The sequence below is a fragment of the Polaromonas sp. A23 genome, from assembly GCF_002001015.1.
GTDB lineage: Bacteria > Pseudomonadota > Gammaproteobacteria > Burkholderiales > Burkholderiaceae_C > Polaromonas.
Window position 1 is genome coordinate 1 of record NZ_MUNO01000041.1, and the last position, 26,077, is coordinate 26,077.

A 26,077-nucleotide genomic window follows, 5' to 3' on the forward strand; every position below is an offset into this window, starting at 1 on the left:
GCCACCACCGCCGCCGAAGCCGCCGCCAGTGCGTGGAGGACGTGCCTCCATCGGACGGGCTTCGTTCACGACAACGCTACGGCCGCCCAGAGGCTGGCCGTTCATGCCGGCGATAGCTGCTTGAGCTTCGGCATCGCTACCCATTTCCACAAAGCCAAAGCCTTTGGAGCGACCGGTGTCGCGTTCCATCATGACTTTAGCGCTGGTGACAGCGCCAAATTGGCCGAAAGATTGTTGCAAGTCTTCGTCGCGCACTGAGTAAGGCAGATTGCCGACGTATAGTTTGTTGCCCATGAAGGGACTCCTCTAAAACACAATAACAAAAGCGATGGGGTCCCGAAAGCACAACAAATCTAAACGTACCGCTGTAGCGCGCGAAACTGACCGATCACCTAACCTGTGTGGATTTTGTACCCACACCCCGCATATTATGCGTCAGTTATATAGAAGACAAGCGGTTGCCGCCCTGCCCGGCTTGCGCAAACCCGCGTCAACACTGAAGATTTGACCTGTTTTGCCCTTGAGCGCGTTGCCTGGCGCTAAAAGCGGCTTTTTGGGCAAGATATGAATTCTCGGCGGAAACCACCAACTTCTTGAGCACAAAAGGCAAATCAATAAGTTTGTACACACTTACAAATTAATGACGCAAGAGCACTGGTTGATTTGAAGAATGACGGGAATCGCGAACAGTTTTTTACGTTTTTGTTGATCCGGCCGCGTTGTTTTTGCCAAAAGTTACGCCGCAGATGCAACCTGGACGGGCCCGTCGTCGTTGGGCAAGGCCCATTCCAGCCCTCATTCCAGCTGCTTGGCCGGTGCGCCGGGCGCATCTTCCTCGTCGCCGGTGTAATTGCGCCACCGGTCCATGGCCAGCCGCATGGTGCGTAGCTGATTTTCAAACTGCGGACAGGCCTTGCACATCAGCAAATGCAGACGCAGCGCGACAGTATCGGCCAGACTGAGCGCCCGGTCTTCGCGTGCAACCAGCAATGCAGCTGCCTCTTTGCAGGTTCGATGGAGGGGAAGGTCTTTCATCATTTCGTGCGCTTCATTCAGCCGGGGTGCTGGCCAAACCAGTGAATGCTGAGGCATTCACGCAAACGCAAGCGGGCTCGGTGCAGCTGGACATAAAGATTGGTCGGCGTGAGCGAGAGTTCCTTACAGACTTCTTCACAAGACAACTCCAGCCATTCACGCATCAGGAACAATCGCCCCAACGCGGGCGGCAACCGCTCGACACATGCATCGAGCACCTGAAAGAACTGGCTTTGCTGCAAGGTCTGTTGCGGGTCACCCCAATTCCCGGGTGGATTGGCAAAGTGGCCGTCGGCTTTGAAGGCCAGCTTGTCCAACTCATCGGCTTCTTCATCGGCACCGTGATCCGGGGCGGCCATTTCGCGCGCATTACTGCGGATCTGGTCAATGACCTTGTGTTTGAGGATGCCGACCAGCCAGGTCTTGAGCTGAGACCGGTTTCCGAAGGACTGGGGTTTCGACAAAGCGGCCAGCATGGTTTCCGACACAGCGTCTTCCGCCCACGCGTCGCTGCGCAGCTGCAACCTCGCAAAACGCATGAGGTAGACGCGGTGCTCAACCAGTTGCTCTTCGAAGGTGGCCATGGATGGCAAGTCTAGCCGCACCGCAGCGCGGCATGGAAAAAAACGGATAGCAGCGTAAGGATCCCGGCTCCACGGCGACTAATCCGTTTGCACTGTCGCTGCAGGCTATCAAAGGACACCATCATGGGCTTCACCCACCAACTATCAGTCTCCGCTGCCTCGCATCGCGTTTACCGTTCTGTCCGGGCGTTACTTTGCCTGGCAGTGCCCGCCCTAGCCGCGCTGGGGATGGCCGCACCCACGCTGGCACAAACACCGCCGTCCTCCCCCAAGGCCGAAAATGTTGCTGCCGCGCCGGCTACCACCGCCGCACCGCATATCGAAGGCAAGACGATTGCGGGCCTTCCGTTCAAGCTGTCCTCCCTCAAGGGCAAGGTGGTGCTGGTGCTGTACTGGTCCACCAACTGCGCGGTGTGCCGCGACAAGATGCCGGAACTGCGGACCAACTACGAAGGCTGGGCAGGCAAGCCGTTCGAGCTGGTGGCCGTCAGCACCGACAAGCGCATGCAGGAAGTGGTGGAATACGAACGCATCATCGCTCGCACCGTGCCCATGAAGCAACGCTTTGTGCAACTCTGGACGGGTGACGACAGTTACCGCGACAACCTGGGTCAGCATGCCCAGCTACCCGCGGGCTACTTGATTGACAAGTCTGGCAAAGTGGTTGAACGTTACGTGGGCCGCATCCCTGCAGAGGCTTGGGACCGCATTGCAGATCTGCTTTGAATAACAGCCGGGCGCAATTTTTTTTTGGCGGATCGAAAATTCCCTGTAAGAAAACGCCAGCGTGCCGGACTAAGCTTTAACCAGTCAGGAATTTCACTGCACTGGTTAATTTCTAACTTTAATTTGTGCAAACTCACTGGAGATTTCAAATGAACCAACGCGCCCTTATCGCTGCAGCAGCAGCTTCCCTGCTGTCCACCATGCTGGTTGCAACGCCTGCTGCTGCCCAGGACAAAGAAAAATGCTACGGCATCGCCAAGGCCGGCCAGAACGATTGCGCCAACCTCAGCGGCTCCCACTCCTGCGCAGGCCAGTCCAAGGTCAGCGACGATGCGAACGAGTGGAAATATGTGGCCAAAGGCACTTGCACCGGCATGAAGGGCATGACGGCCGACCAGGCCAAGATGAAGGCCAAGCCAATGATGGACAAAAAGAGCTGATCGCTTTTTGCCTCAACTGACGTCATCTGAGCGGAGCGGCAAACTCTTGGCACCCGAGCGCTTTGCCCAGATGGCGCATCCTGCAGGAATGTCCACCGGCATAGGCTGGCGGCATCCGCATTACGCGCAGGTGCTCGAAAGCAAGCCTGCGCTAGACTTTCTTGAAGTCCACTCCGAGAATTTTTTTGGTCAGGGCGGCGCCGCCCTCGCCGTGTTGCAGCAGGCGCGGCAGACCTACCCGATCAGCTTGCATGGTGTGGGTCTGGCACTGGGGTCTGTTGCCGGTGTGGACCCGTGGCATCTGGACCAGCTGTCGCAACTGGTAGAGCGAATCGATCCGGTCCGGGTCTCAGACCATGCATCGTTTGCGCGCGGACAAGTGAACGGTTTGAACCTTCACGCAGCGGACTTGCTGCCCATCGCCTTTCACCGGCGCTCATTGGATGTCCTGTGTGCCAATGTGCAGCAGGTCCAAGACCGGCTCAAGCGCGTTTTGCTGGTTGAAAACCTCTCTGCCTACGTCAGCTTCAACAGCTCCGACATGGACGAAGCTACCTTTCTGGGCGAGCTGGCCAGTCGCACCGGTTGTGGCCTGCTGGTCGATGTAAACAATATTTACGTCAATGCGCTCAATGCGCGTCTTGCAGGCAGCACCGCTGATCCGGTGCGCGCCTGCATGGACTGGCTGGACCAACTGCCGTCCCGCGCCGTGGCCGAAGTGCATGTCGCCGGCCACAAAGACTGCGGCGACATCGTGATCGACGACCACGGCAGCCTGGTGTGCGACCCGGTGTGGGAGATCTACCGCCACGCACTGGCCCGCTTTGGCGGCTCGCCGGAGGGTCTGGCGAGCCTGGTGGAGTGGGATACAGACATCCCGCCGCTGCAGGTGTTGCTGGATGAAGCCGCACGCGCACGCGTTTTTCAGACGCATGCCCAAGAGGTGCCCGCGTGAAGTGCGACGATTTCCCGGAGCAACAGGCTTTGCTGCAGGCCGTGCTTGGTGCGGGCGATGTGAGTGCACTGTTGCGGTGGCTGCCACAAGGCCAGTCGGCCCGACGATTGAGCGAACGCGGCCTGCTGGCCTATCGCGCCAATGGTCAGGCGCTGGCGGAACGCGCCCTCGCGGCGGCCTACCCGGTGCTGTTTCAGCTCATGGGAGAAGAAAATTTTGCAATGCTTGCGCGCCATTTCTGGTCCGTGCATCCGCCTTTACGCGGTGACATGGCTTGTTGGGGCGAGGATCTGGCAGGCTTCATCGACGCCGCACCTCAGCTGGCTGCCGAACCCTACTTGGGCGATGTTGCACGGCTCGAGTGGTTGATGCACGAGGCCAGCAGTGCAGCAGATGTAGAGGCCGACCCGGCCTCGTTTGCCTTGCTGGCATCAGGTGACGCGGAGCCGGTCACTCTCAGCCTGGGAGCCGGCGTGGCGACGCTAGCAAGTTCTTATCCAGTGGCCAGCATTGTCAACGCGCACCTGTTGGGTGACCCCTCCCTGCAGCAAGCCGGGCAACGGCTTGCCGATGGCTGCGCCGAGCATGTGCTGGTCTGGCGCCAGGGCTTCAACCCGTGTGTGCGACTGAGCAGTCCAGCAGAACACAAGCTGATCGAAGAACTTCTGGCTGGACATGCGCTTGCAGATGCACTGGATGCCGTGGACAGTCTGGGCGATGCAGCCTCAGTGTTTGATTTCAACATCTGGCTGGCAAACGCCGTACAGACCGGCCTGGTCTGCGGTGCGCATCCGTGCCAATAACCAAGAGGAGAGAAATGATGACAACCACTGGCACGAGCACAACCACAAGCAGCCAACCGGCATGGGTCATTCGCGGGCTCAACGCCTGGTGTCTGTTGACCCGGTCGCTGGATGCATTGCAGCCGCTGGCCGCGCTCCTGGCGCGCCTGTACATTGCGCAGGTGTTTTTTCTGTCGGGGTTGACCAAGCTGCGTGACTGGGACACCACGGTGGCGCTGTTCACCGATGAATACAAGGTGCCGTTGCTGCCGCCTGCGGCCGCGGCGTTCATGGGAACAGCGGGCGAACTGGTGCTTCCGGTTTTGCTGGTGCTCGGTCTGGGCGGGCGTTTCTCAGCGCTGGGGCTGTTTGTTGTTAACGCTGTGGCGGTGATCTCGCTGAGCGAAATTGCCCCGGCAGCGCTGCAACAGCACGTCTTCTGGGGTTCGCTGCTTGCAGGGCTGGCGATTTATGGCCTGGGCCCGTGGTCGCTGGACCGCTGGCTGGCACCCCGATTCGGCCGGAATTGAAAATTCATATGCCAAATCGGGCATTTGTCCTTGATTGACGGGCATGAGTAGCTATCAATTCAGGAGTAAGTCGATAACTGTTGCGTCAGCTGATAGAAAACAATAGGGTCTGTCGGCGGCTGCAACCTAACCCGTTGTTTTTACTGGCATAAGAAATTGGCGAAACCGTAGCAAAAGCTGTCGGGCCTGCCAGTGCCAGCTGGCGGGATCGGATGCCTTGAAATGTAGTCTGTCGAAGCTGCGCAATTCATACCGGGCTTGCCATGGGCGTCTGAAAGTCCGCTGCCTGTGCCCACGATTGGCTTGATCACAAGGTCTTCCCAAAGAAGACGGGCGACCGGATCAGCCTCCCATTCAAGGTATTGACGGCGTTCTGCTGACTGTCCGAACGGGAACTGCGAATTGATCCAGAGCGCACTTTGCACGGTTTGCGTGGGCGGAGCGCGGTAGTCGCACGACCATCACTTCCGATTAAAACAAGAATGGGGACGGCCGCGCCTCAGCGTCATGAAGATGCCGCGTGGGGGGTCTAGATCTTCCTTCCATTCTCAACCGGAAGACCACAATGAAAACCTCTCGCCAGAAGCTCGACCCTGAGTCGCGCCGTCGCGTGACTGCCGGCGAACTCATCGGCACGTGCGAACGTGGTGACATCCACGCTTGGCGCGGTATCCCGTACGCTAGTTCCCCGTCGGGCTCCTTGCGCTGGCGTGCGCCACGACCCGCCGCACCGTGGGACGGTGTTCTTGAGGCACGCACGCACGGCTCGATGGCACCCCAATACGCAGACCCGCTGGCCGGTGTGCCGGCACAACAGCGCGGTCAGATCGCAGGTGACGAAGGCTGCCTGACGCTCAACGTCTTCGCGCCAGCGTTCAAGCCCGATGCCGTACCCGGCGCCGGCAAACGCCGGCCGGTCATGGTGTGGATCCACGGCGGCGGAAACTCGGTAGGAACTTCGGCGACCTATGATGCGGCGCGCAACTATGCAATTCACGACGGCCTGGTGGTTGTCACCGTCAATTACCGCCTGGGTGTGCTGGGCTGGTTCACGCACCCCGCATTGCACGAGGCCGATGATGCCACCCCCGAGGAACGCTCCGGCAATTTCGGTACCCTCGACCTGGTTGCTGCGCTTCGATGGGTGCAGGAGAACATCGCGGTCTTTGGAGGCGATCCCGATTGCGTGACGATTTTCGGCGAATCTGCCGGCGCGCAGAATGTGTTGACGCTGCTGGCGAGCCCGTTGGCTCAAGGCTTGTTCCACCGTGCGATCGCGCAGTCGCCGGTGACCGAGACCTTCAGCGTCGAGCAGGCGGTCAACTGGAGCGACGACGTGCAGCAGGGCCATCGCGACAGTGCGTTCGAGGTCACGGCACGGCTGTGGGTCGCCGAAGGTCGGTCCCCCGACCGCGCGGAAGCGAAGAAGCAACTCGCGATATTGCCTGCGGTGGACGTTGCGGCGTTTTTGCGCTCGCTCAGCCCGGCCCGGTTGCTGGGCGCATTCACGCCGGGCAGCGTCGGTATCTATCGCGCGCCTCGTCCTGTGCGCGACGGCGTGGTGTTGCCGCGCGAGCCGCTGGCTGAAGTTTTCGCCCGCGGCCAATGGAACCGCGTGCCGGTGATCCTCGGGAGCAATCGCGACGAGTTCAAGACGTTTTGTGCCGACAAGCCCGAGCATTCTCGCCTGCTGCTGGGGAAGTTGCCAATGTTGCGCGACCGCCGCGCCTATCAGGTCGAAATGAAGTACCAGTCGTGGGCCTGGAAGGCGCTGCATGTCGATACGCCGGCCGATGCGATGCTGGCGGGGGGGCACACCGACGTTTGGACCTATCGTTTCGATTGGGACGAGGCACCCGCCGTGCCCTTGGTGCGCCCGGACCTGCTTCTCGGCGCAGCACACGCCATGGAGATGGCCTTCGTCTTCCGCGACACGGCCGGTGAACTCGACATCTTTGGCGTCAACACGCCGTTCAATCGTTCGGGCAGGATCGTTCTCGCCCAGGCGATGGGCGATGCCTGGACCAGTTTCGCACGCAATGGCGTACCAACCGTGCCAAGCCGCGAGTGGTCGCGCCGCAGGATCGAGAAGGGCCGTTTCGATTGTCTGCTTTTCGACACTGCGCGTGATGGCGGCATCCGCATGGCACGACTCAGCACGGACATGGCGGCGGTCAAGCAGGCGTTGAGAATTGATTCAGCGGCCGAGCCCGCCACCCTTCGCTGCCGCATCTACGCTCGCCTCTTCGTATGGAATCCCTTGTTCGCAGGTCATGGCGACGCAGCCGAGTACGAGCTTTGGTGCCGCGAGTTTGGCTGTGCCGTTCCAGCCGCCCAGTTCCGGCCACGGCTTGAAGTTTGAGAAGGAGGCAAAGATGACAACCAAAGCCGAGTTCTGGCGGGGCATCGCGCCGCTTGCAGATGTTTTCAAGCCAGACGCCAAGCCGGAGGTTCACATCGCCAATGCGGCGACCGACGATCTGCGCTACTACGTGCCCTTCAGCGAAACAGTGTCCTCGCGACCGCTGTGGATCTCTCCCAGCGAGAACAGATGGGCCGATGTACTCCGCGCCGACCAGCCGGGCCTCGTGAACCGCCACTACCACCCGCACGAGGTCTTCGCGTACACGATTTCCGGCAAGTGGGGCTATCTCGAACACGACTGGATCGCGACGGCGGGCGATTTCGTGTACGAAACACCCGGTGAGGGGCACACGCTGGTGTCGTACGAACACCCCGATCCGATGCGCGTATTCTTCATCGTCAAAGGGCCGCTGATCTGGCTCGACGAAAAAGGTGGATCCGTCGGCCACTTCGACGTGCATGACTACATCAAGCTCTGCCGCGAGCACTACGAGAAGGTCGGCATCGGCGCAGGCTACGTCGACACGCTGTTCCGTTAAGCGCAATGAAGGCTCTGCGTTGGCATGGGCCACGGGACTTGCGGCTTGTGGACCTCCCGGAGCCCGCATTGCAGTCAGGCGAGGTGCGAATTCGAGTTGCCTATTGCGGTATTTGCGGCAGCGATTTGCACGAATACGTTGATGGGCCTCATGCTATTCCCGTCAATTGCCCACATCCAATTTCGGGTCAGCGCGCGCCGTTGACGCTGGGTCACGAGTTCTGTGGCACGGTGGTCGAGTCCGCTGACCGGGAGGTCGCGATCGGTGCGCGTGTCGCGGTCGAGCCCGAATACCGTTGCGGCAAGTGCGATTACTGCCGACAAGGTCAGTACAACCGCTGCGTTGCGATGGGTTTTATAGGCCTCATGGGCGATGGAGCGCTCGCGGAAACGGTGGTGGTGCCGTCCTACACGGTACACCCGCTTCCTGATGAAGTGCGTTTCGACCAGGCTGCGGCACTTGAGCCTGCAGCTGTAGCCTTGCACGCCGTGCGCACGAGCGGGCTGCGGGCGGGCGATGCTTGCGCGGTATTTGGCATGGGCCCGGTCGGTCTCCTCATTGTGGCCATGCTGCGCCAGTGCGGCGCCGGAGAGATCATCGCCGTGGATGTTCATGCCCGTCGCCTGGCGCTTGCTGGCGTGATGGGCGCCAGCAGGGTCGTGGATGCGGCTCGCGAGGACAGCGCAAGCGCAGTTTTTGCGGCGACCTCGGGTCGCGGTGCCGCTATCGCATTCGAAGTGGCGGGCTTGCAAGCCACGCTAGACGGGGCGCTCGCCTGTGTCCGCAAAGGTGGCGAGGCAGTGCTCGTCGGGCTGATGGGGAAGGCCCAGGTGGACATCTTCGACATCGTCAACCGTGAATTGCGGTTGACGGCAAGTGTCGGATACAGAGATGTCTTCCCTACGCTGATTGCATGGACTTCCAGAGGCCTGATTGACCCGTCGGCCATCGTTACTCGCGAGGTATCGCTCGCGCTGGCTGTACCGCAGGGATTTGACGCTCTGCTGGCCGACAAGGATCAAGTAAAGGTTCTTGTCGCGCCCAATCTGGAGGATGTGAAATGACTTTTGTATTAACACTTTACGCTGGGCGTCGTGTGCGCGTTTTGGGCGGAACGGTTATCTGACAGTCTGAATCTGGGCCATCCGCGTCCGCTTAAAACCAGCGACACAAGATGACGCTATTTGCACACAACCAGCACCTCGGTCTCCAAGACGGACGAACTCGCACGACCCAGTGAATGTCGGAATAGCCCTAACCCAACGGTTCGCGGCCTCTCATAGCCAGTTGCTTGACTGCCTCAACGGGCACTACGAATTGATCTACAGCGCACTTGGCGCGGTTTGTCTTGAAACAGGCCGTTTGCTCGCCGACCATCCAGTCTGAGTAAAACAATACAGGAGACAAACGGTGGAAACTCAAGTCGTCGACTACATCGTGGTCGGAGCCGGCTCGGCCGGATGTGTGATCGCGTACCGTCTTGTCAAGGCAGGGCACTCGGTGCTGCTGCTCGAGGCCGGCCCGACTGATGCAAGCAAGTTTGTAAAGATGCCGGCGACATTCGTTCGTGTCATCGGAACCGAGCGTTCGTGGATTTACGAAACAGTCGCCCAGCCGCACGCCAACGGCCGCAAGATGTACGTGCCGCAGGGGCGCATGACCGGCGGTGGGAGCTCTCTCAACGCGATGGTCTACATCCGCGGCACGGCCGCCGACTATGACGCATGGGCTGACGCGGGCTGCGACGGCTGGGGCTGGAACGATGTGCTGCCCGCGTTCAAGCGTGCCGAGAGCAACATGCGCTTCTCCGGCGAGATGCATGGCACCGACGGACCGTTGCATGTCAGTGACACCAAGTATCGGCATCCATTGAGTCTGGCGTTCCTGAAGGCCGCTCAGGAGGCAGGCCTTCCGTATAACGACGACTTCAACAGCGGCACCCAGGAAGGCGTAGGTTTCTACCAGACCACGACGATCAACGGCTCGCGTGGCAGCACCGCCGCCACCTACCTTGCTGCGGTTCTTGGCGACCCGAAGCTCACCGTGGTGAATGGGGCCCATGTGCTGCGCGTTACGCTTGAGGGCGGTAATGCGACCGGCGTCGAGTACCGCCGTAACGATGGCAGCAGCGTGAAGGCGCTTGCCAATCGCGAGGTTGTGCTGAGCGCGGGCGCGCTCGCGTCGCCGAAGCTGCTGCAGGTGTCGGGCATAGGTCCCGGCGAACTGCTCAGCAAACTTGGCGTTCCGGTGCATCGCAACCTCCCTGGGGTGGGTGAAAACTTCCAGGACCATCTCGAGATCATTGCGCATGGTCGCTGCAAGGAGCCGATCAGCCTGCTCGGCCAGGACAAGGGCCTGACTGCGTTGAAGCACGGCGTGCAATGGGAGCTGTTCAAGACAGGCCTTCTCACCTCCAACGTGGTGGAGAGCGGTGGTTTCGTTGATACTGCCGGGACGGGCCGTCCCGATGTGCAGTTCCACGTACTGCCGGTGCTGGTGGGCGACGTGGATCGTCCGATGCCAGAGGTGCACGGTATCTCGATCGACCCCTGCTTCCTGCGCCCGAAGTCACGGGGGCGTGTGCAAGCCGTCAGTGCGAATGCGATGGACAAGGCGCAGTTCGATGGCGGTTTCCTGTCGGTTCAGGAAGACGTGGATACGCTCGTGCGCGGCCTCAAGCTGGCCCGACGCATCATGCGCATGCCCTCGCTACGCAAGGTCGTCGCCGAAGAGCTTTACCCCGGGCCTCAAGAGCACATGCCTGACAGCGAGCTCGAGCAGTTCGTGCGTCAGTACGCCAAGACTGTTTATCACCCCGTGGGTACCTGCCGCATGGGGAACGATCCGCTGGCTGTCGTCGATTCCCAATTGCGCGTGCACGGCGTCGGTCGCCTGCGTGTGTGCGATGCGTCGGTGATGCCCACGATCTGCAGCGGTAACACCAATGCACCCACCATCATGATCGCCGAGCGCGGCGCCGAGTTCATGCTCGGCCGCTGAGCCAGGCGATTTTTCTTCCCCAAACCATCCTGCACCATGAACCCAAAAGACCTTTCCCAACAGGAGCTGGCACGTATCGGCTTCCTCTCGCAGCACAGTTTCGGCAATTTCATAGACGGTGAATTCCGCGAATCCCGCAGCGGCAAGCGCGTCAATGTGGTTGATCCTGCTTCGGAAATGACCGTGGCCGATACGCCCGACAGTGACCAGGGCGATGTGGATGCCGCTGTTGCTGCGGCGCGCAGGGCACTGGAGGACTCGGTCTGGTCCCGCATGCGGCCGGCCGACCGCGAGCGTGCACTGTTCCGCCTTTCCCAGTTGATCGAAGAGCATGGGGACGAACTGAGCGCGATGGAGACACTGCAGAGCGGCAAGCTGCAGGGTGTCGCGCGCATGATCGACGTGGGCTTTTCGGCCGAGTTCGTGCGCTACATGGCTGGCTGGGCCACCAAGCTTGAAGGCAGCACGCTGCAGCCTTCGATTCCGTTTCCACCGGGTGCCCGTTACCACACCTACACACAACGCGAACCCGTGGGCGTGGTCGGCGCGGTGGTGCCGTGGAACTTCCCGCTGGCTATCGCGCTCTGGAAGATCGCCCCGGCCCTCGCAGCCGGTTGCACGGTGGTGCTCAAGCCCTCACCCGAAACGCCGTTGACAGCGTTGCGCCTGGCCGTGCTCGCTCTGGAGGCGGGCATCCCCGCCGGTGTGCTCAACGTGGTATGCGGTGGCGGGACAGCTGGCGCTGCGCTGTGCGCGCACCCAGGTGTCGACAAGATCAGCTTTACCGGCAGTACGCAGACCGGGCGTGCCATTGGCCACACCGCGGTCGACCGCATGGCTCGTTTCACACTGGAGTTGGGCGGCAAGTCCCCCATGATTGTGTTGCCGGATGCCGACCCTGTCGCCGCGGCCGCGGGCGCGGCCATGGGTATCTTTTTTAACCAAGGCCAGGTCTGCGCCGCGAGTTCGCGCCTGTATGTTCATCGGACCCTGTTCGACCAGGTCGTGAACGAGGTGGCCCGCCAGGCTGAGGGAATGCGTATTGGATCTGGGTTCGATGCCACCGCGCAACTGGGGCCCGTTGTGTCGCGTCGGCATTTCGAACGGGTTATGGGGTTCATCGACGGCGCCCGCCGCGAAGGAGCCACGGCCCTGACCGGTGGGGAGCGCGCACGCGATGCTGGTTGTTTCATCAAGCCTACAGTTTTCGTGGACGTCAATCCCGGCATGCAGGTCGTGCGCGAAGAGGTTTTCGGCCCGGTGCTCGTCGCCATGCCCTTTGACGACGTGGAGGACGCCATTCGCCAGGCTAACGACTCGCCCTTCGGACTGACAGCCAGCGTCTGGTCGAACAACCTGTCGGCCGTGCATCGGATCATCCCCCGCATCAAAGCCGGAACGGTCTGGGTCAATACCCACAACCTGCTTGACGCCAACCTGCCATTCGGAGGCTACAAGCAAAGCGGTTTTGGCCGGGATCTCGGTCGTGCTGCGGTCGAGTCTTATACAGAACAGAAGAGCGTCTGCATGTCGGTTTGACGCACCGACACAACCACAACTGAGGAGACAGTATGAGAAAAATGGGAACGCCTACCGCGGTCGCGGTGTTGGCGCTAGCTTGTATCGCGACTGCGGCCGAGGCCGGCGAAGGCGGCGGCTCCAGCTACAACGGCGGAGTCGAAAACTTTCTGGTAGGTGCCGCGCCGCCGCCAGGCTTTTATGTACTGGAGTACGGCAACGTTTACCGTGCGAACAAGCTTAAAGACAACGCGGGCAACGACGTGCCCCTGCCGACCTTCAAGGTCGGGGCCACAGCCGCCGCCACCCGATTCGTATGGTCGACACCTACCACCTTCGCCGGTGGCAACTTGGTGTTGCATGCGATCGTGCCGCTGGTTGACCTGGAAGTAAAGGTCCCGGGCGCATCGCAGAAAAAGACGGGGTTGGGCGACATCACCTTCGGCCCGGGGTTGGCATTTCACCATTCCCCCAATTTGCACAGCGTCGCTGCGGTCGACTTCGTCGCACCGACCGGGAGCTATAACAGGGGTGATCTCGCCAACATTGGTCGCAATTATTGGTCGCTCCAGCCGCTCTATACGATGAGCTACATCGATGCGAAGGGTTTCAATGGCGACTTCAAGCTCACCTTTAACCTGAACCGCCGTAACACCGACACGAACTATCGCTCCGGCGCCGAGGCCTATCTGGACTATTCGGCCGGCTGGGGACTGGGCAACGGCTGGGTGCTCGGAGTGGGTGGCTACGCGATGCAACAGCTGACCAATGACAAAAGGGCTGGCGTTTCCCTGCCGGGTACCAAGGGCGAAGCCTTCGCCATCGGGCCGTCTGTGAAGTACGACAACGGCAAGGGCTGGTTCATCACAGCCAAATGGCAGCGTGAGATGTCTGTGCGCAACCGCCCTGAAGGCAGTGCGCTGTGGATCAAGACCATCATTCCTTTCTAAACCGGAAGATCACCATGAAACAAACTTTCAAAACAGTTCTCATTGCCGCGGCCCTGCTGGCAGGTGGCAGCGCGCTGGCGCAAGGCAAGCCCGTTTGCGGGCTGAACAACGGCAAGGCGGCGACGGGCGAGCCCATCGCGCTGGGTGCAGTTGTCGGCAAGACCGGGCCTGACGACTTCAGCGCCTCGGCACTGGCGGCCCAAGCGTACTTCAAGTGTGTCAATGCCAATGGCGGTATCAATGGCCGGCCAGTTGATTTCATGATCGCAGATGACCAATGGAACCCCGAGGTTGCCGCCCAGGTGGCCGCCAAGCTCGTGAAGGACCGCAAGGTCGTCGCGATGGTGGGCAGTTCCAGCTTCGTCGAATGCGGCGTCAACGGCAAGATGTATGCCCAGGAAGATGTCATGGTGATTGCCGGCGTCGGCGTGCCGCGCGAATGTTTTTTTGCGAAAAACTACGTGCCGGTGAATACCGGACCACGCGTGTCCGCCACAGTCGTCGCGATGTATGCGGCCCAGCAGTACAAAGCCAAGCGGATGGTCTGTGTCATCCCGAACATTCCGAGTCTGGGAAACTGGGCCTGCGATGGTGCGAAGGATTGGGGGAAGGTCAATGGTGTTGAAGTCGACGTGATCACCGTTGATCCTGGATCTCCGGATGCCACTTCCACGATGCTGCAGGCCGCGGCGAAGAAGCCGGACGTCATCATCCTGAATCTGCCTAAGGGCATCATGGTGCCGATGCTTGCAGCCGCTGAGCAGCAGGGTCTTGCCAAGAAGATCCGTTTCGTCAGCAGCACACCCGCCTACAACTTCGATGTACCCAAGACGATTGGCTCGGCGTGGAACGGCAACTTCGACATCCACCTGGAGTTCATGCCCGTTGAGTCCGCTGGCAAGGACAACATGAACTGGAAGGCAACCATGGAGGCCTTCGCTGGCAAAAGTGACCCGCGCGACTCCTTCGCGCAGGCGGGCTATCTGGCCGCTCGCATCGCAACCGAAGCTCTGCTCAAGCTCGATCCTAAAAAGATTGACCGCGCCACTGTCAGTACCGCGCTGCGCAATGTGAAGGGCTTTCAGAGCGACATTCTGTGCCGACCGTTCTACGTAGGTGCCGGCGCACGCCACAACGCCAACAGCAGCGGCCCCATCGCGCAGGTGAGCGGCAACGGCTTCAAGCAAGTAAGCAGCGGCTGCGTGATGGCTGCGGACCCCGAACTGGCCGACCTGCGCGCGCAGGAAAAGCAGCTGGGCCTTTGATTTCAATCCGAAGCCGCCACCTCTGCCATGTCTGAAATACTGCCATTCCTGGTCTCCGGCCTCGGTGTGGGCGCGGTATACGCCATGTCAGGCGTGGGCCTGGTCGTCCTGTACCGGTCGTCGGGCGTGCTGAACTTTGCGTTTGGCGCGCTCGGCGCAATCGCTGCCTATGTGGCCTGGTCGGCGCTGGACCGCGAGTGGCCCCTGCTGCTTGCCGCATTCGCCGCGGTTTCTACCGCCGTTGTGATCTCTTTTGCATACGGGCGACTGCTGGCTCCCCGGCTTGCTGCCAGCGACCCGACGGTGCGCTCGATCGGCACACTGGGCCTCGCGCTCGTGCTGCTCGGTTTCACCGAATGGTTTTGGGGTGAGCAGCCACGCAGGCTGGTACTCCCGACCGACAGCGAGGCAATCGAGCTGGCCGAAGTGCGTCTCACCTACACGCGCGTGGTCGGCCTGGCACTGGCCGTTTCGATGATGGCCGCCGTCGGCCTGCTGCTCGCGCGGACCCGCATCGGGCTGGCAATGCGTGCGTTGGCGGATCAGCGCGAGCTGAGCGCCATCCTCGGAATTCGGGTGCTTCAGGTTGATACCGCCGCCTGGGTGATCTCTGGCGCCTTCGCCGGCGTCTGTGGTCTGCTGCTGGCCAACATCGTCCGGCTACAGGCCACGGTGCTGACCTTTCTTGTCATCCCTGCCTTCGCCGCCGCCATCATCGGCCGCCTTTCTTCCCTACCCGCCACGGCCGCTGCGGGCCTGGCCATCGGAATCCTGGAGGCAGTCGCCGTGCTGGTGCCCGGGTTCTCGCCATTCAGGGCCGCCACTCCCTTTCTCATTGCGCTCGCCGCCATCGTGCTCTGGCGTGACGCATCCCGCAAAGCATGACTCCTGATTCTGTCCGACATGAGCGGCGTGCCGCCCACCTTGCCCTTGCACGCATGGTGCTGCTTGTCCTGGTCCTCGGTGCGATGCTCCCGTGGATCGCGAACGCCTACTGGATCAAGACGCTGACTTCATCCTTGGCGCTGGCCATCGCGGCTGCGGGCGTGTCCCTGCTCTACGGGCAGCTGGGACTGGTGAGCCTGTGCCAATACGCCCTACTGGGTGCAGGGGGTTGGGTCGCCCTGCGTGTCGGCCACGGGTTGCAATGGCCATTCGAGGCCTGCGTGATCGCGGGCGGACTGTCCGCCGGAGTGCTGGGAATGCTCGCCGGATTGCCGGCGCTGCGCTTGAAAGGCCTCTACTTGGCCTTGGTGACGCTCATGCTTGCCGGGGGCTTTCAAGTGGTGGTCAGCGCGACGGGATTCCCCGATGGTGGGCCTGGTTGGCTCGGGCGCATCACCGGTAGCGAACGACTGGTGATGCCCCGGCCCGCAATCGCGCAGGACGAGGGCGCTTACCTGGCCTACGTCGCTGCCTGGCTGGCGGCCATGCTCGCTGTCATTGAACTGCACCGCCGCACGCGCGCCGGTCGATCATGGGCGTTGATCCGGCGGGGTGAGGCGGTGGCCGAGGGTGCGGGAGTCAATGTACTGCTTTACCAGACCTGGGCCTTTGGTCTTGCGGGTGTGTGCGCCGGTGTGGCGGGCGCGTTACTTGCGGGCGCGGTGGGCCAGCTGGACGGCCGCGCGTTCGCGGCCAGCGAGTCGGTGATGCTCTTTGCACTCACACTGATCGGGGGCGCTTATCACTGGGCCGGTGCGCTTGTGGCCGGGCTGCTCCTGCGGGCGGTGCCGTCGTTGCTCGTCGACCTGGGCGTGAACGGCTACCTGGCCATGATCTTCTTTGGCGCCGCTCTCTTGCACGCCCTCATCACGGCGCCGCGCGGACTTGTCGGTCAATGGATGGCAGCAATTTCCCGCATACGTGCGAAAAGGACGGCATCATGATCGACATTCGCGGCCTGACGGTCGCGTTCGGCGCTGTCACCGTTATCGACGGGCTGGACGCCGTGTTGAACGCGCCGGTGTGCGGATTGATCGGTCCCAACGGCGCAGGCAAAACAACGCTGGTCAATGTTCTCAGCGGCTTTGTCCGTGCGAAGGCGGGGGAGGTGCGCATCAACGGCACACCTCTTTTGGGTATGAACACCGCGCGCCGAGTCCGGTTGGGCCTACGCCGATCGTTCCAGACCGAACAGGTTGTCGAAGACCTGAGCACCTGGGACAACGTGCAGGCCATGCTTGATCACGTACCGCACGCGCTGGGGGATGCCCAACGGCAGGTTCATAGCGCTTTGGAGCACACGGGACTGTTGGACTGCGCGGCCACGCGCGGCGGTGAGCTGAACTTGTTCCGACGCCGCATGGTTGAAGTGGCGAAAGCGCTTGTCGGCAAGCCCCGGCTTATCCTGTTCGACGAGCCAGGTGCGGGACTGGACGAGCGTGAGTCGCGCGTGCTTCGCGACGCGATCGCCGCCATCCCCGAACAGTTCGGCGCTCAGGTCCTGCTGATCGATCACGACGTGGATCTGATCGCGAACCTGTGCACGCAGACGCTGGTGCTCGACTTCGGCAAGAAGCTTGCGCTGGGGCCGACCCGCGCCGTGCTCGACGATCCCGTCGTGCGGCAAGCCTATCTCGGAAGCTGACCCCATGCTCGAAGTCCGGCAACTCCATATTTCCCGCGGCGGCAAACCCGTTGTCCACGGTGTCGATTTCGACGTCGCGCCCGGCGAGATCGTCGCCATGCTCGGTCCCAACGGCGCAGGGAAGTCGAGCATCGTGCTCGCACTGGCGGGCGCCATCCCGCGGTCGCAAGGTCAAGTCCGCATGGGCGGTGTGACACTGGATGGCCTTGCGCCCGATGCGGTGCGCCGGGCGGGGCTCGCGATCGTGCCCGAAGGCCACCATGTGCTCGGCAGCCTCTCGGTCCACGACAACCTGCGCGCCGCGGCCATGGTGCTGCCCGCCCATGAGGTCGAGCCTGCGATCAAACGCGTGCTGAGAACTTTTCCCGAACTGGATTCCAGGCTCGAACACCTCGGGCGTTCCCTTTCCGGGGGGCAAAAACAGATGGTCTGTATGGCGCAGGCGCTGCTGGCGCGGCCCCGCATCCTGGTTGTCGACGAACTATCGCTCGGGCTGGCTCCGCTGATTGTGAAGCGACTGGCCGACGTGCTCCAGAGCGTCGGAGCGGACGGTGTCGGCGTTTTGCTGATCGAGCAGTTCACCACACTGGCGTTGAGCCTCGCCCAACGCGCTGTCGTCCTACAACGTGGACGGACCGCCTGGTGCGGCCCGGCGCAGACGCTGCGTGACGAGCCCGATATCCTGCAAAAAAGCTATTTGGCTTGAAGGCGATGTTCAAATGATTCGATTTCATCTGTCTGTTGGGCGAGGCTTGGTGTGGAGCGTGATGGGGTGTGCCGTGGTATCGGCGCTCACCGCACTACCCTGCGCAGCGGCGGTCGATCCGGAGCGCAACGCGCCGATTCGTATCGGCTCGGTGAGCAGCCTGACCGGCCCGGCGCGATTCCCTGAGTCGAGTGCCGCGGTCCGGGCATACTTCGACTCCGTGAATGCCGGCGGAGGTATCCGGGGGCGACGGCTGGAATTGATCGTCGAGGACGACAAAGGTGACGCAGCGGAAGCACGGAACGCGGCCCGGCGCTTGGTCGATGATCAACGCGTGCTGGCTATGGTCGGCAGCGCGAGCATCGTCGACTGCGCCAGCAATGCAGCTTACTATCAGCGATCGAACCTGATGTCGATCCAGGGCACGGGCATTGAGCCCGAGTGCTTTGCCGCGGGCCATGTCGTTCCGGTCAACGCGGGGCCGTATCTGTCGGTGCGCAATGCCCTGCAGTTCTCGCGCGAGACACTGAAGGCCACGCGGCCCTGCGCCATCATTCTTGACTTGCCTGGGACTCGTGCGGCCTTCGATGATGTTATAGGAGTTTGGACTCGCGAGGGCGGCGTCGCAATGGCGCATGTGGCGCGGTTCGGACCGGGAGCGGACATTGAAGCCCTGGTCAAGCAAGCCGCGGCCAAACGTTGCGATGCAGTCGTGCATACCGGGGTAGAGCCCATGGTTCTCGAATGGATACGCTCGGTACAGCAGCTCGGCGTGCTGACCGGGGTGCCGACAATCTTCCTCACGCCGGCCTACACAGAACGCGTGGCCGCGGAACTGCGCGAAACCGCGCTACCGATCTACTGCATGGCGGAGTTCGAGCCTTGGTCGAGCCGCTCTCTCACGCTGACAGACTGGCGCGGCATGATGCAGCGTGCGAAGGTGCCCCCTTCGTCTTTCGCACAGGGCGGTTATGTTGCTGCCCAGGTGCTGGTGCGAGCACTGCGCGGGATCGACGGCGAGCTTTCTCGCCAAGCCGTCAGCGGCGCATTGCGCGCTGTCGCTAACGTCGATCTGGCCATGGTGGGCACGCGCTTCAGCATCGGGCCCGGCACGAGGCACAACCCGAACCGGGCCACCTTGCCGATGAAGCTGGATCACGGCACTTGGCGCATCGCCAGCCCCGTCTGGGTGGTCGCGCCTTGACGCGGCCCATCCAGACCGCCTGCTGAAGACGGGGTCCGACGCCAGGAATCGCAAACAAGAGCCAACCAACCACCAGGAGATAGAGATGCCTACACGACGCCAATTCACAAGCCAGCTCGCCGGGGTCGCAGCCTTGACCGCTCTTCCGTTGCGCTACGCGTATTCGCAGAGCAGCATTCAACTTGCCAGGATACTGGTCGGATTTCCGCCTGGCGGAGCCACGGACACGGTTGCCCGGCGACTGGCCGAGAAGATGCGGGGCGGCTATGCGAATACTGTCGTGGTGGAGAACAAGCCAGGTGCAGCAATGCAGATATCCATATCGACGCTCAAGGACAGTGCGCCGGATGGGAACACCTTGCTGTTGTCACCCACCGCGCCGTTCTCGATCTATCCCTTTACCTACCGCAAGCTCCCCTACGCCATGGAGGATGTGGCGCCAGTCTCATCGGTCTGTTCGTTCGCATTCGGGTTCGCGGTGGGTCCGGCCGTGCCTGCCAGCGTGCGGGGGATCAAGGACTACATCGCTTGGTGCAAAGCAAATCCGGGCAAAGCCAACTTTGGCTCTCCTGCCGCTGGCTCCACGCCCCATCTGCTGGGCATCTTGTTGTCCAAGCTTTCTGGTACGGAGTTGACGCATGTGGGGTATCGCGGAGATGCGCCCGGGCTGCAGGACCTGATGGGTGGACAGGTGTCCGCCTATTCATCTACGGTGGGAAGCTTCCTGCCGCATCTCAAAAGCGGCAGGCTTCGCCTCATCGCAGTCTCAGGAAAGAGTCGAAACACATTTGTCCCTGATGTGCCTACGTTCCGCGAGCAGGGCTATCCGATCAACGCAACGGAATCGTTTGGCCTGTTCCTTCCGGGAAGGACCCCGCAAAATATCGTGCGTCGCGCAGCTGCCTACCTTCAGCCAGTCCTGGCGCAAGCAGACGTAGTCAGTGCGTTGGGCGACGTTGGTATGACCGCGAAATCGAGCACCCCGCAGGAGTTGGCTGATCTCATCAAGGCGGACACTGAGGAGTGGCGCCGATTGATCAAAACTGTCGGCTTTACGGCGGACTCCTGATCCGTCTGTCCAAATACGCAAGACGTCCGCTCACGAATGAGAGCGGGCGTATTTGACGAGACGAGGCGTGTGAGGCTCGCCTACTGAAGGATCGTAGTGCGGCGGGAAGCAGCGGCGGTGCGTTGGCACTCGCCTGGTGTTATGCCGTATTGCTGCTTGAAGAGGCGGCAGAAGTGGGCACTGCTTTTGAACCCCCACGCATAGGCGATCTGCGCAGCGGATCGGGCCCCATTGGCCTCCTGAATGAGTGCGGCATGACAGCGCTCAAGTCTCACCTTCCAGATCTGCCGCTCGAGGCCGATGGTGTCATCTTCAAATACCTTGTGCAGGTAGCGCTTGGAACATCGCAGAGCATCGGCAATGCCCTGGATGCTCAGATCTGGCTCGCAAAGGTGCGCCTGCATGTATTGGTGCACGCGCAGTTTCAGGACAGACGGAAGAGGAACGGGCTCGCCACTGCGCCTGAAACTCTCCGCCAGCGCTGAGGTCAGCAGGCCCATGACTGATTCGCTGATCGCCTGGCCCGCACCGTCCGGCAGACCGGGCAATTGCTCACTGAGCGCGCGCAGGTAGGTGCCGAAGACACTGTGCAGGCCGGCGACGTTGCTGTGCCCGGTTTGCCCGGCAAGTGGGCCGGAAAGTCTGAGTCCCGAGAGGAGCGCGCGCGGCACTTGAGTCACAAGTAAGGCGCAACGCTCGGAGTTGGTGATTGCGTAGGGGTCGCGAGGATCGTAAAGAATCCATTGACCCGGCGAAAGCTCCACGCGCCGGTGCTGTTGCTCCACGATACCGTGCCCTGAGACCTGCAGAACCAATTTGTAGAAATCATCGGTCGGGAGGTCGCCGCAAGAGGTATCGCGCGCAACATGATGCGCAGGCGCGGTGATTCTGAACATGCGCAGAGAGCCGACGTCGTAGACGTCGAGGGATGCGTCGAGCGGTTCATCGCACAGACTCGACACTCTCAGTCGGCCAAAATATCGTGTGTTGATGCTGCTCCATGCAGCGGCACGTTCGCCGACGAACACGCGATTTGTGGACAAGTGGTGATTGAGCATGGTGACCTCCTGAGTTCGAGGACAGGTTTACTAAGTCAGTGGGCGATAACCCAATTGCGCGGAAATCTCCGCTGCGGCACGCTTGACGGCGGCCGCCATTGGCGAGGACCAGGCGGAGGGCACGTGGTCCTGATGACCGAGCAGGGTGATGACCAGTGCGGGTTCACCGTCGTGGCCGAAAGCCGGCGCGCTGAATGCGTTGACGCCGGGAATCGGGCGACCGACGGCACGCGCACAACCATGACTGGCTAATTCGTCGCGCGCCGGCTGCAATTTTGTCCGGAGACTGGTTGCGCTCAAACGGGCAGCAGAGCCGCTCCCGCCGAGCGAATCACCGGCCAATGCATCGGCGATACGTTCTGTACGCAAAACGCCCGCGAACGCGCGGCCGGTAGCTGTGTCGAAGAGCGACATCACGGTTCCGGCACGCATGGTCACGTGAAGCGGCTGTCGTGCGTCAATCATCCGTATCACCGTGGGCCCGAAGTTGCCCCAGACCGCCAGCGCGACGGCTTGCCCTGTGTCGGTAGCGAGGGCCTCGGCCACCGGGCCGGCGGCCCGCACCGGGTCGTATTGGTGAAGGGCGGTGAGCCCTAGCTGTAGGGCCGCCGGTCCAAGCGCATACCGGCCGGTGGCGTTGTCCTGGCTCACCAGGCCCAAGCGCCCATAACTCACGAGATAGGGGTGCGCGCGCGAGGGAGGTAACGCCGCGCTTGCAGCCAGGTCCTTCAGGGACATCGGCTCCAACCGGTGGGCCAACGCCAGCAGCAGACGCCCGCCCACTTCCACCGACTGAACTGCCCGCTGGGTCTTGTCTCCACCATCTTCTTGTGTATCCATCACTCCAATTTTAACAAATCGATTTGACTATGGCGAATTATTAAGCCTTGGTCATGTACACGTAAACCCTAGCCAGTTACGCCCCCAGCGGGTGAAGTCGTACACGGCATGGTTGAGGTAGCCATCCAGGTCAGCAATGCGTGCGCGCCGGCAGGACGGTGCCGCGGCATTCGCCAAAGCCGATGCGGCGTAGACCTTCGCGCTCGCAGTAGCCACGAAGGATGATGCAGTCGCCGTCCTCCAGGAATGTGCGCGTCTCGCCGTTAGCCAGACGGATCGGTTTTCTCCCGCCCTCGGAAAGTTCGAGTAGCGATCCAGCCTGATGGGCTTCGGGTCCCGACAGGGTGCCGGTACCGAGCAGGTCGCCTGACTGCAGGTTGCAACCATTGACGGTGTGGTGCGCAACCATCTGCGCGGCGGTCCAGTACGCGCCGTTGAAGTTGGAACTGACAAGACGTTCGCCGGAATGGCCGGTTTCGCGCATCTTCGGTGTTTGCAGCCACACTTCAAGCTGGATGTCGAATGCGCCAGCCTCTCGGTTCGCGGCCGAATCAAGATACGGCAGAGGTGGCGGGTCGCCCGCTGGCCGAACAAAGGCGGTGCGGAACGGCGCGAGCGCTTCGGTGGTAACTATCCAGGGCGACAAGGTGCTGGCGAAGTTCTTCGAAAGAAAGGGCCCGAGTGGCTGGTACTCCCAGGGTTGGATGTCACGCGCGGTCCAGTCGTTGAACAGGGCCATGCCGAAAATGTGCGCCTGGGCGTTCTCCATCGACACCGCCTCACCCCGCTCATTTGGTGTGCCGATGAACACGCCAAGCTCGAGTTCGTAGTCGAGTCGGCGGGTTGGCCCCACTTTGGGCGTGTCGGTGTCCGCTGGCTTGATCTGTCCGTTAGGGCGCGGAAACGATTCGCCGCTCACACCGATCGATGAGGCGCGACCGTGGTAACCGATCGGCACCCACTTGTAATTAGGCAGCAGTGGGTTTTCGGGGCGGAACTGTTTGCCCACGGTGGTCGCATGATGGATGCTTGTGTAGAAGTCGGTGTAGTCCCCGATACGGCACGGCAGCGTCATTTCGACGTCCGACTGGGCAACGAGGCAGGCATGCGCTTTCACATTCGCGCCGTTGCCGCGCAGGAAGGTCGAGATAGACAGCCGAAGCCTTCGGCGCTCGTCTGGACTCGCTGCCATCAGCGTATTCATGTCATCGGTATCTATCAGCCCCGCGGCGGCAAGATCGAGAATCTGATTGCCGATGGCCACCCCAATACGGATCGATCCGGGCGCATCTTTCGTGCGAAACCGACCGAAAGGAAGGTTCTGGATAGGGAATTCCGTAACGGGGTCGTTGCCGGACTCGACCCAAGTCTTTAATGCCGGGTCGTGCGTATCGTCGAGTGGGTTCATGGTTGATTCGGATTGAAGTGTTTGACGAGGCCCTGCCAGCACCGGTAGTACTCGTGCTGCAGCTCCGCTGATCCGACGGCGTGCGCGGTCGGGCGCCACACCAGGCGCGTCTCGAACATGAAGGCCATCGTGTTCTTGATGACGTCGGGCTTGGAGAGATCGGCGCGGCTCGCCTTCTCGAAGGTCTCGGCATCCGGTCCATGACCACTCATGCTGTTATGCAGGCTCGCGCCGCCGGGCAGGAAGCCCTCGGCCTTCGCGTCGTAGGCGCCATGCACCAGACCCATGAATTCGCTCGCGACATTGCGGTGGAACCAGGGCGGACGGAAGGTGTCCTGCATGGCCAGCGTGCGTGGCGGAAAGATCACGAAATCGATGTTGCTCACACCCGGGGTGTCGGATGCACTGTGCAGCACCAGGAAGATGGACGGGTCGGGATGGTCATAGGAAATGGAACCGATCGCGTTGAAGCGCCGCAGATCGTATTTGTATGGCGCGCAATTGCCGTGCCATGCGACGACGTCGATCGGCGAATGGTCCATCTGCGCCGACCACAGCTTGCCCATGAACTTGCCGACGAGCTCGTGAGGGCCGTCGATGTCTTCGTAGGCCGCAACCGGCGTCAAAAAGTCGCGCGGATTGGCCAGTCCATTGGAGCCGATCGGCCCGAGATCGGGGAGCTTGAAGTTGGCACCGTAGTTCTCGCAGATGTATCCGCGGGCGCTGCCATCGGGCAACTCGAGCCGAAAGCGCATGCCGCGGGGAATGACGACGATCTCCTGCGGCTCGGCGTCAAGGATTCCCAATTCGGTGATAAACCGATGGCGACCGACCTGAGGTACGAACAGCATCTCGCCGTCGGCGTTGTAGAAACTACGGTCCTTCATAGAGCGGTTCGCGGCATACAGATGCGCCGCGCCGCCGGTCTGGGCACTCGGGTGGCCGTTGCCTGCCATTGTCACGATGCCCTCGACCAGGTCGGTCGGCGCTTGAGGCATCGGCAGTGGGTTCCAGCGCATCTGGTTCGGCGTCGAAGCCAGCCCCGAGAAGTCGCTGACGATGCGCCCTGCATGCATAGGCTCGAACGGCCTGTGCATCGCTGCTGGTCGGATACGATACAGCCATGATCTGCGGTTGTCGGCGCGCGGAGCGGTGAATGCAGTACCGCTGAACTGCTCCGCGTAGAGACCGTAAGGAGCGCGTTGCGGCGAGTTGCGCCCGACCGGCAACGCGTCCGCGAGCGCCTCGGTCTCAAAGGAGTTTCCGAAGCCGCTCTGGTAGGTCAATCGTTCGATGGCCACGTCCTCAGTCCAGGTTGATGTTGTTGGCGCGGATCAGCTTGCCCCAGCGCTCGCGTTCGGTGCGGGTGTACAGGGCCATCTGTGTCGGCGTGCCAGGGAGCGCCTCTAGCGCCAAGGTCTGGAAACGAGCTTTGACTGCCGTCGAGTTCAGCGCATCGACAAGTGCCTTGTTCAGCCGCGCCACGGTTTCCTTCGTTGCGCTGGCAGGCACAACGAGGCCCTGCCACGCGTAGGCTTCGAATCCCGTCAATCCTTGCTCGGCAAGCGTCGGTATGTCGCCGAGCGTTGTCAGGCGCTTGGGGCTGGCAACGCCTATCGCGCGTAGTTTGCCAGCGGCGATGTATTGCTGGACGCTCGCGCTGTCCATAAGGCCGAAGGGAACCTGCCCACCCATCAGATCCTGGACGGCAGGTGCCGCACCGCGGTACGGCACGTGCGTCAGTTTCAGGCCCGTGCGTTCGCGCAGCATTTCGGTGGCGAGGTGGTGAGGGCTGCCCGCGCCCGCGGACGCATAGGTGACGCCGTCCGGGGCCGCCTTGACCCATTCGAGGAACTCCTTGAAGTTCTTGACAGGCACGTTGGGGGCAACGACGAGGATCATCGGGAAACGCGCCAACATGCCAACCGGCGCGAAATCCTTCTCCGAGTTGTATGGCAGCTTTGCGAACAGCGACGGATTTGCAGCCAATGTCGCGAAGTCGGCTGTGAACAGCATATGGCTGGGGTCCTTGGACCTTGCGACGTAGTCCGCAGCAATATTGGTCGCCGCGCCCGGCTTGTTGTTGACCAGGATGGGTTGTCCAAGGGTCTTGCTCATCGCCTCTGCGACCGAGCGTGCGACCGCGTCGGATCCACCGCCCGCGGCGTAACCCACGACCCATTCGAAGGGTTTTCCGTCCTGGGCCGAGGCAGTGAAGGAAATGGTGGAGGACAGAATCGAAAAGATGCCGATGGCAGCACGACGCATGAATTTAGATGTGAACATGATGGTCTCCGTTAAATGAGTGGGTTCAGGTTTGCTCGGCGCCCGCCCGGGCGACGACGAGGGCTCTCTGCAACACGCCCAGCGAGCCGATGTGGTTGGCAAGCAGCAGCACAAGGCGTGCGTTCAGTGCGTGACTGGTTGCACTGTCGAGGTCGCGGTGCGCTTCGATGAGCGCTTCATAGAAATCGTCCGGCGCGTCGAGATGCGGTGTGGTTATCAGTTCCATGG

The 26,077-nt window shown here is 61.7% G+C and carries 27 protein-coding genes; 18 read left to right on the forward strand and 9 right to left on the reverse strand.

The annotated features are described in order from the left end of the window. The 3 genes from B0B52_RS18355 to B0B52_RS18365 form a co-directional block, all read right to left on the reverse strand. Positions 1-294 (reverse strand): RNA-binding protein (locus B0B52_RS18355; RefSeq protein WP_077595119.1); only part of this gene is annotated, 294 nt, incomplete at its 3' end. A gap of 501 nt (positions 295-795) precedes the next feature. Then, entirely contained in the window at positions 796-1,038 is a 243-nt protein-coding gene (locus B0B52_RS18360) for a zf-HC2 domain-containing protein (RefSeq protein WP_077595120.1), read from the reverse strand. A 14-nt stretch (positions 1,039-1,052) separates the two neighbouring features. Then, positions 1,053-1,619, reverse strand: a complete 567-nt coding sequence (locus B0B52_RS18365; protein WP_077595121.1) for a sigma-70 family RNA polymerase sigma factor — start codon at positions 1,617-1,619, stop codon at positions 1,053-1,055. A 123-nt stretch (positions 1,620-1,742) separates the two neighbouring features. Between B0B52_RS18365 and B0B52_RS18370 the strand changes: the two genes are divergently transcribed. From B0B52_RS18370 to B0B52_RS18455, 18 genes are all read left to right on the forward strand, one after another. Next, positions 1,743-2,345 carry a peroxiredoxin gene (locus B0B52_RS18370; RefSeq protein WP_254425766.1) on the forward strand — a complete coding sequence of 201 codons (603 nt, stop codon included), beginning with the start codon at positions 1,743-1,745 and terminating at the stop codon, positions 2,343-2,345. Between the two features lie 149 nt (positions 2,346-2,494). Then, on the forward strand, positions 2,495-2,785 hold the full coding sequence (locus B0B52_RS18375) for a DUF2282 domain-containing protein (protein ID WP_077595123.1): 291 nt from the start codon (positions 2,495-2,497) through the stop codon (positions 2,783-2,785). A gap of 46 nt (positions 2,786-2,831) precedes the next feature. Further along, on the forward strand, positions 2,832-3,740 hold the full coding sequence (locus B0B52_RS18380) for a DUF692 domain-containing protein (protein ID WP_371327411.1): 909 nt from the start codon (positions 2,832-2,834) through the stop codon (positions 3,738-3,740). Further along, positions 3,737-4,543, forward strand: a complete 807-nt coding sequence (locus B0B52_RS18385) for a putative DNA-binding domain-containing protein (RefSeq protein ID WP_077595124.1) — start codon at positions 3,737-3,739, stop codon at positions 4,541-4,543. Before B0B52_RS18380 ends, B0B52_RS18385 begins: the two co-directional genes overlap by 4 nt. Positions 4,544-4,560: 17 nt before the next feature. Then, on the forward strand, positions 4,561-5,052 hold the full coding sequence (locus B0B52_RS18390) for a DoxX family protein (protein WP_077595234.1): 492 nt from the start codon (positions 4,561-4,563) through the stop codon (positions 5,050-5,052). Between the two features lie 565 nt (positions 5,053-5,617). After that, complete coding sequence (locus B0B52_RS18395) at positions 5,618-7,414, forward strand: carboxylesterase/lipase family protein (RefSeq protein WP_077595125.1); 1,797 nt, start codon at positions 5,618-5,620, stop codon at positions 7,412-7,414. A 13-nt stretch (positions 7,415-7,427) separates the two neighbouring features. Then, the gene (locus tag B0B52_RS18400) at positions 7,428-7,955 is read left to right on the forward strand and encodes a 2,4'-dihydroxyacetophenone dioxygenase family protein (RefSeq protein ID WP_077595126.1); all 528 of its coding nucleotides are present in this window, start codon (positions 7,428-7,430) and stop codon (positions 7,953-7,955) included. Positions 7,956-8,038: 83 nt separating this feature from the next. Further along, positions 8,039-9,019, forward strand: coding sequence for an alcohol dehydrogenase catalytic domain-containing protein (locus B0B52_RS18405; protein ID WP_254425767.1), 981 nt, complete (start codon positions 8,039-8,041; stop codon positions 9,017-9,019). A 346-nt stretch (positions 9,020-9,365) separates the two neighbouring features. Then, positions 9,366-10,955, forward strand: a complete 1,590-nt coding sequence (locus B0B52_RS18410) for a GMC family oxidoreductase (RefSeq protein WP_077595128.1) — start codon at positions 9,366-9,368, stop codon at positions 10,953-10,955. Positions 10,956-10,991: 36 nt separating this feature from the next. After that, a complete protein-coding gene (locus B0B52_RS18415) occupies positions 10,992-12,494 on the forward strand; it encodes an aldehyde dehydrogenase (RefSeq protein ID WP_077595129.1) in 1,503 nt (500 codons plus the stop codon). Between the two features lie 32 nt (positions 12,495-12,526). Then, a complete protein-coding gene (locus tag B0B52_RS18420) occupies positions 12,527-13,423 on the forward strand; it encodes a transporter (protein ID WP_217349815.1) in 897 nt (298 codons plus the stop codon). A 14-nt stretch (positions 13,424-13,437) separates the two neighbouring features. Beyond that, complete coding sequence (locus tag B0B52_RS18425; RefSeq protein WP_077595131.1) at positions 13,438-14,688, forward strand: ABC transporter substrate-binding protein; 1,251 nt, start codon at positions 13,438-13,440, stop codon at positions 14,686-14,688. A gap of 27 nt (positions 14,689-14,715) precedes the next feature. Further along, positions 14,716-15,573 (forward strand): branched-chain amino acid ABC transporter permease, encoded by an 858-nt coding sequence (locus tag B0B52_RS18430; protein WP_077595132.1) that lies wholly within the window; start codon positions 14,716-14,718, stop codon positions 15,571-15,573. Then, the gene (locus B0B52_RS18435; protein WP_077595133.1) at positions 15,570-16,577 is read left to right on the forward strand and encodes a branched-chain amino acid ABC transporter permease; all 1,008 of its coding nucleotides are present in this window, start codon (positions 15,570-15,572) and stop codon (positions 16,575-16,577) included. The genes B0B52_RS18430 and B0B52_RS18435 overlap by 4 nt, the downstream gene beginning before the upstream one ends. Continuing rightward, positions 16,574-17,278 (forward strand): ABC transporter ATP-binding protein, encoded by a 705-nt coding sequence (locus B0B52_RS18440; RefSeq protein ID WP_077595134.1) that lies wholly within the window; start codon positions 16,574-16,576, stop codon positions 17,276-17,278. The genes B0B52_RS18435 and B0B52_RS18440 overlap by 4 nt, the downstream gene beginning before the upstream one ends. Before the next feature lie 4 nt (positions 17,279-17,282). Further along, positions 17,283-17,984 carry an ABC transporter ATP-binding protein gene (locus B0B52_RS18445; RefSeq protein WP_077595135.1) on the forward strand — a complete coding sequence of 234 codons (702 nt, stop codon included), beginning with the start codon at positions 17,283-17,285 and terminating at the stop codon, positions 17,982-17,984. Between the two features lie 13 nt (positions 17,985-17,997). Next, complete coding sequence (locus B0B52_RS18450) at positions 17,998-19,188, forward strand: ABC transporter substrate-binding protein (RefSeq protein WP_077595136.1); 1,191 nt, start codon at positions 17,998-18,000, stop codon at positions 19,186-19,188. An 85-nt stretch (positions 19,189-19,273) separates the two neighbouring features. Beyond that, complete coding sequence (locus B0B52_RS18455) at positions 19,274-20,257, forward strand: Bug family tripartite tricarboxylate transporter substrate binding protein (protein ID WP_077595137.1); 984 nt, start codon at positions 19,274-19,276, stop codon at positions 20,255-20,257. 80 nt (positions 20,258-20,337) lie between these two features. Here B0B52_RS18455 and B0B52_RS18460 read toward each other — a convergent pair whose 3' ends face one another. The 6 genes from B0B52_RS18460 to B0B52_RS18485 all read right to left on the reverse strand — a co-directional run bounded on the left by B0B52_RS18460 (position 20,338) and on the right by B0B52_RS18485 (position 26,075). Beyond that, positions 20,338-21,315 (reverse strand): helix-turn-helix domain-containing protein, encoded by a 978-nt coding sequence (locus B0B52_RS18460; protein ID WP_077595138.1) that lies wholly within the window; start codon positions 21,313-21,315, stop codon positions 20,338-20,340. A gap of 30 nt (positions 21,316-21,345) precedes the next feature. After that, positions 21,346-22,155, reverse strand: coding sequence for an IclR family transcriptional regulator (locus tag B0B52_RS18465; RefSeq protein ID WP_077595139.1), 810 nt, complete (start codon positions 22,153-22,155; stop codon positions 21,346-21,348). A 130-nt stretch (positions 22,156-22,285) separates the two neighbouring features. Beyond that, positions 22,286-23,563 carry a fumarylacetoacetase gene (gene fahA / locus B0B52_RS18470; protein ID WP_077595140.1) on the reverse strand — a complete coding sequence of 426 codons (1,278 nt, stop codon included), beginning with the start codon at positions 23,561-23,563 and terminating at the stop codon, positions 22,286-22,288. Next, positions 23,560-24,864, reverse strand: a complete 1,305-nt coding sequence (hmgA, locus tag B0B52_RS18475) for a homogentisate 1,2-dioxygenase (protein WP_077595141.1) — start codon at positions 24,862-24,864, stop codon at positions 23,560-23,562. Before hmgA ends, fahA begins: the two co-directional genes overlap by 4 nt. 4 nt (positions 24,865-24,868) lie before the next feature. Next, positions 24,869-25,849, reverse strand: a complete 981-nt coding sequence (locus B0B52_RS18480; protein ID WP_371327412.1) for a Bug family tripartite tricarboxylate transporter substrate binding protein — start codon at positions 25,847-25,849, stop codon at positions 24,869-24,871. A 25-nt stretch (positions 25,850-25,874) separates the two neighbouring features. Further along, a complete protein-coding gene (locus B0B52_RS18485) occupies positions 25,875-26,075 on the reverse strand; it encodes a DUF2783 domain-containing protein (protein WP_077595142.1) in 201 nt (66 codons plus the stop codon). Positions 26,076-26,077: the final 2 nt, after the last annotated feature.

Bases quoted from the DNA above. Each gene is read 5' to 3' on its own strand.
- B0B52_RS18445 (WP_077595135.1), top strand. From the start codon at position 17,283: ATGCTCGAAGTCCGGCAACTCCATATTTCCCGCGGCGGCAAACCCGTT.
- B0B52_RS18395 (WP_077595125.1), top strand. From the start codon at position 5,618: ATGAAAACCTCTCGCCAGAAGCTCGACCCTGAGTCGCGCCGTCGCGTG.
- B0B52_RS18485 (WP_077595142.1), bottom strand. From the start codon at position 26,075: ATGGAACTGATAACCACACCGCATCTCGACGCGCCGGACGATTTCTAT.
- B0B52_RS18420 (WP_217349815.1), top strand. From the start codon at position 12,527: ATGAGAAAAATGGGAACGCCTACCGCGGTCGCGGTGTTGGCGCTAGCT.
- B0B52_RS18370 (WP_254425766.1), top strand. From the start codon at position 1,743: ATGGGCTTCACCCACCAACTATCAGTCTCCGCTGCCTCGCATCGCGTT.
- B0B52_RS18460 (WP_077595138.1), bottom strand. From the start codon at position 21,315: ATGCTCAATCACCACTTGTCCACAAATCGCGTGTTCGTCGGCGAACGT.
- B0B52_RS18465 (WP_077595139.1), bottom strand. From the start codon at position 22,155: ATGGATACACAAGAAGATGGTGGAGACAAGACCCAGCGGGCAGTTCAG.
- B0B52_RS18360 (WP_077595120.1), bottom strand. From the start codon at position 1,038: ATGATGAAAGACCTTCCCCTCCATCGAACCTGCAAAGAGGCAGCTGCA.
- B0B52_RS18365 (WP_077595121.1), bottom strand. From the start codon at position 1,619: ATGGCCACCTTCGAAGAGCAACTGGTTGAGCACCGCGTCTACCTCATG.
- B0B52_RS18440 (WP_077595134.1), top strand. From the start codon at position 16,574: ATGATCGACATTCGCGGCCTGACGGTCGCGTTCGGCGCTGTCACCGTT.
- B0B52_RS18430 (WP_077595132.1), top strand. From the start codon at position 14,716: ATGTCTGAAATACTGCCATTCCTGGTCTCCGGCCTCGGTGTGGGCGCG.
- B0B52_RS18400 (WP_077595126.1), top strand. From the start codon at position 7,428: ATGACAACCAAAGCCGAGTTCTGGCGGGGCATCGCGCCGCTTGCAGAT.
- B0B52_RS18450 (WP_077595136.1), top strand. From the start codon at position 17,998: ATGATTCGATTTCATCTGTCTGTTGGGCGAGGCTTGGTGTGGAGCGTG.
- B0B52_RS18390 (WP_077595234.1), top strand. From the start codon at position 4,561: ATGACAACCACTGGCACGAGCACAACCACAAGCAGCCAACCGGCATGG.
- B0B52_RS18415 (WP_077595129.1), top strand. From the start codon at position 10,992: ATGAACCCAAAAGACCTTTCCCAACAGGAGCTGGCACGTATCGGCTTC.
- B0B52_RS18455 (WP_077595137.1), top strand. From the start codon at position 19,274: ATGCCTACACGACGCCAATTCACAAGCCAGCTCGCCGGGGTCGCAGCC.
- B0B52_RS18425 (WP_077595131.1), top strand. From the start codon at position 13,438: ATGAAACAAACTTTCAAAACAGTTCTCATTGCCGCGGCCCTGCTGGCA.
- B0B52_RS18480 (WP_371327412.1), bottom strand. From the start codon at position 25,849: ATGTTCACATCTAAATTCATGCGTCGTGCTGCCATCGGCATCTTTTCG.
- fahA (WP_077595140.1), bottom strand. From the start codon at position 23,563: ATGAACCCACTCGACGATACGCACGACCCGGCATTAAAGACTTGGGTC.
- B0B52_RS18435 (WP_077595133.1), top strand. From the start codon at position 15,570: ATGACTCCTGATTCTGTCCGACATGAGCGGCGTGCCGCCCACCTTGCC.
- B0B52_RS18375 (WP_077595123.1), top strand. From the start codon at position 2,495: ATGAACCAACGCGCCCTTATCGCTGCAGCAGCAGCTTCCCTGCTGTCC.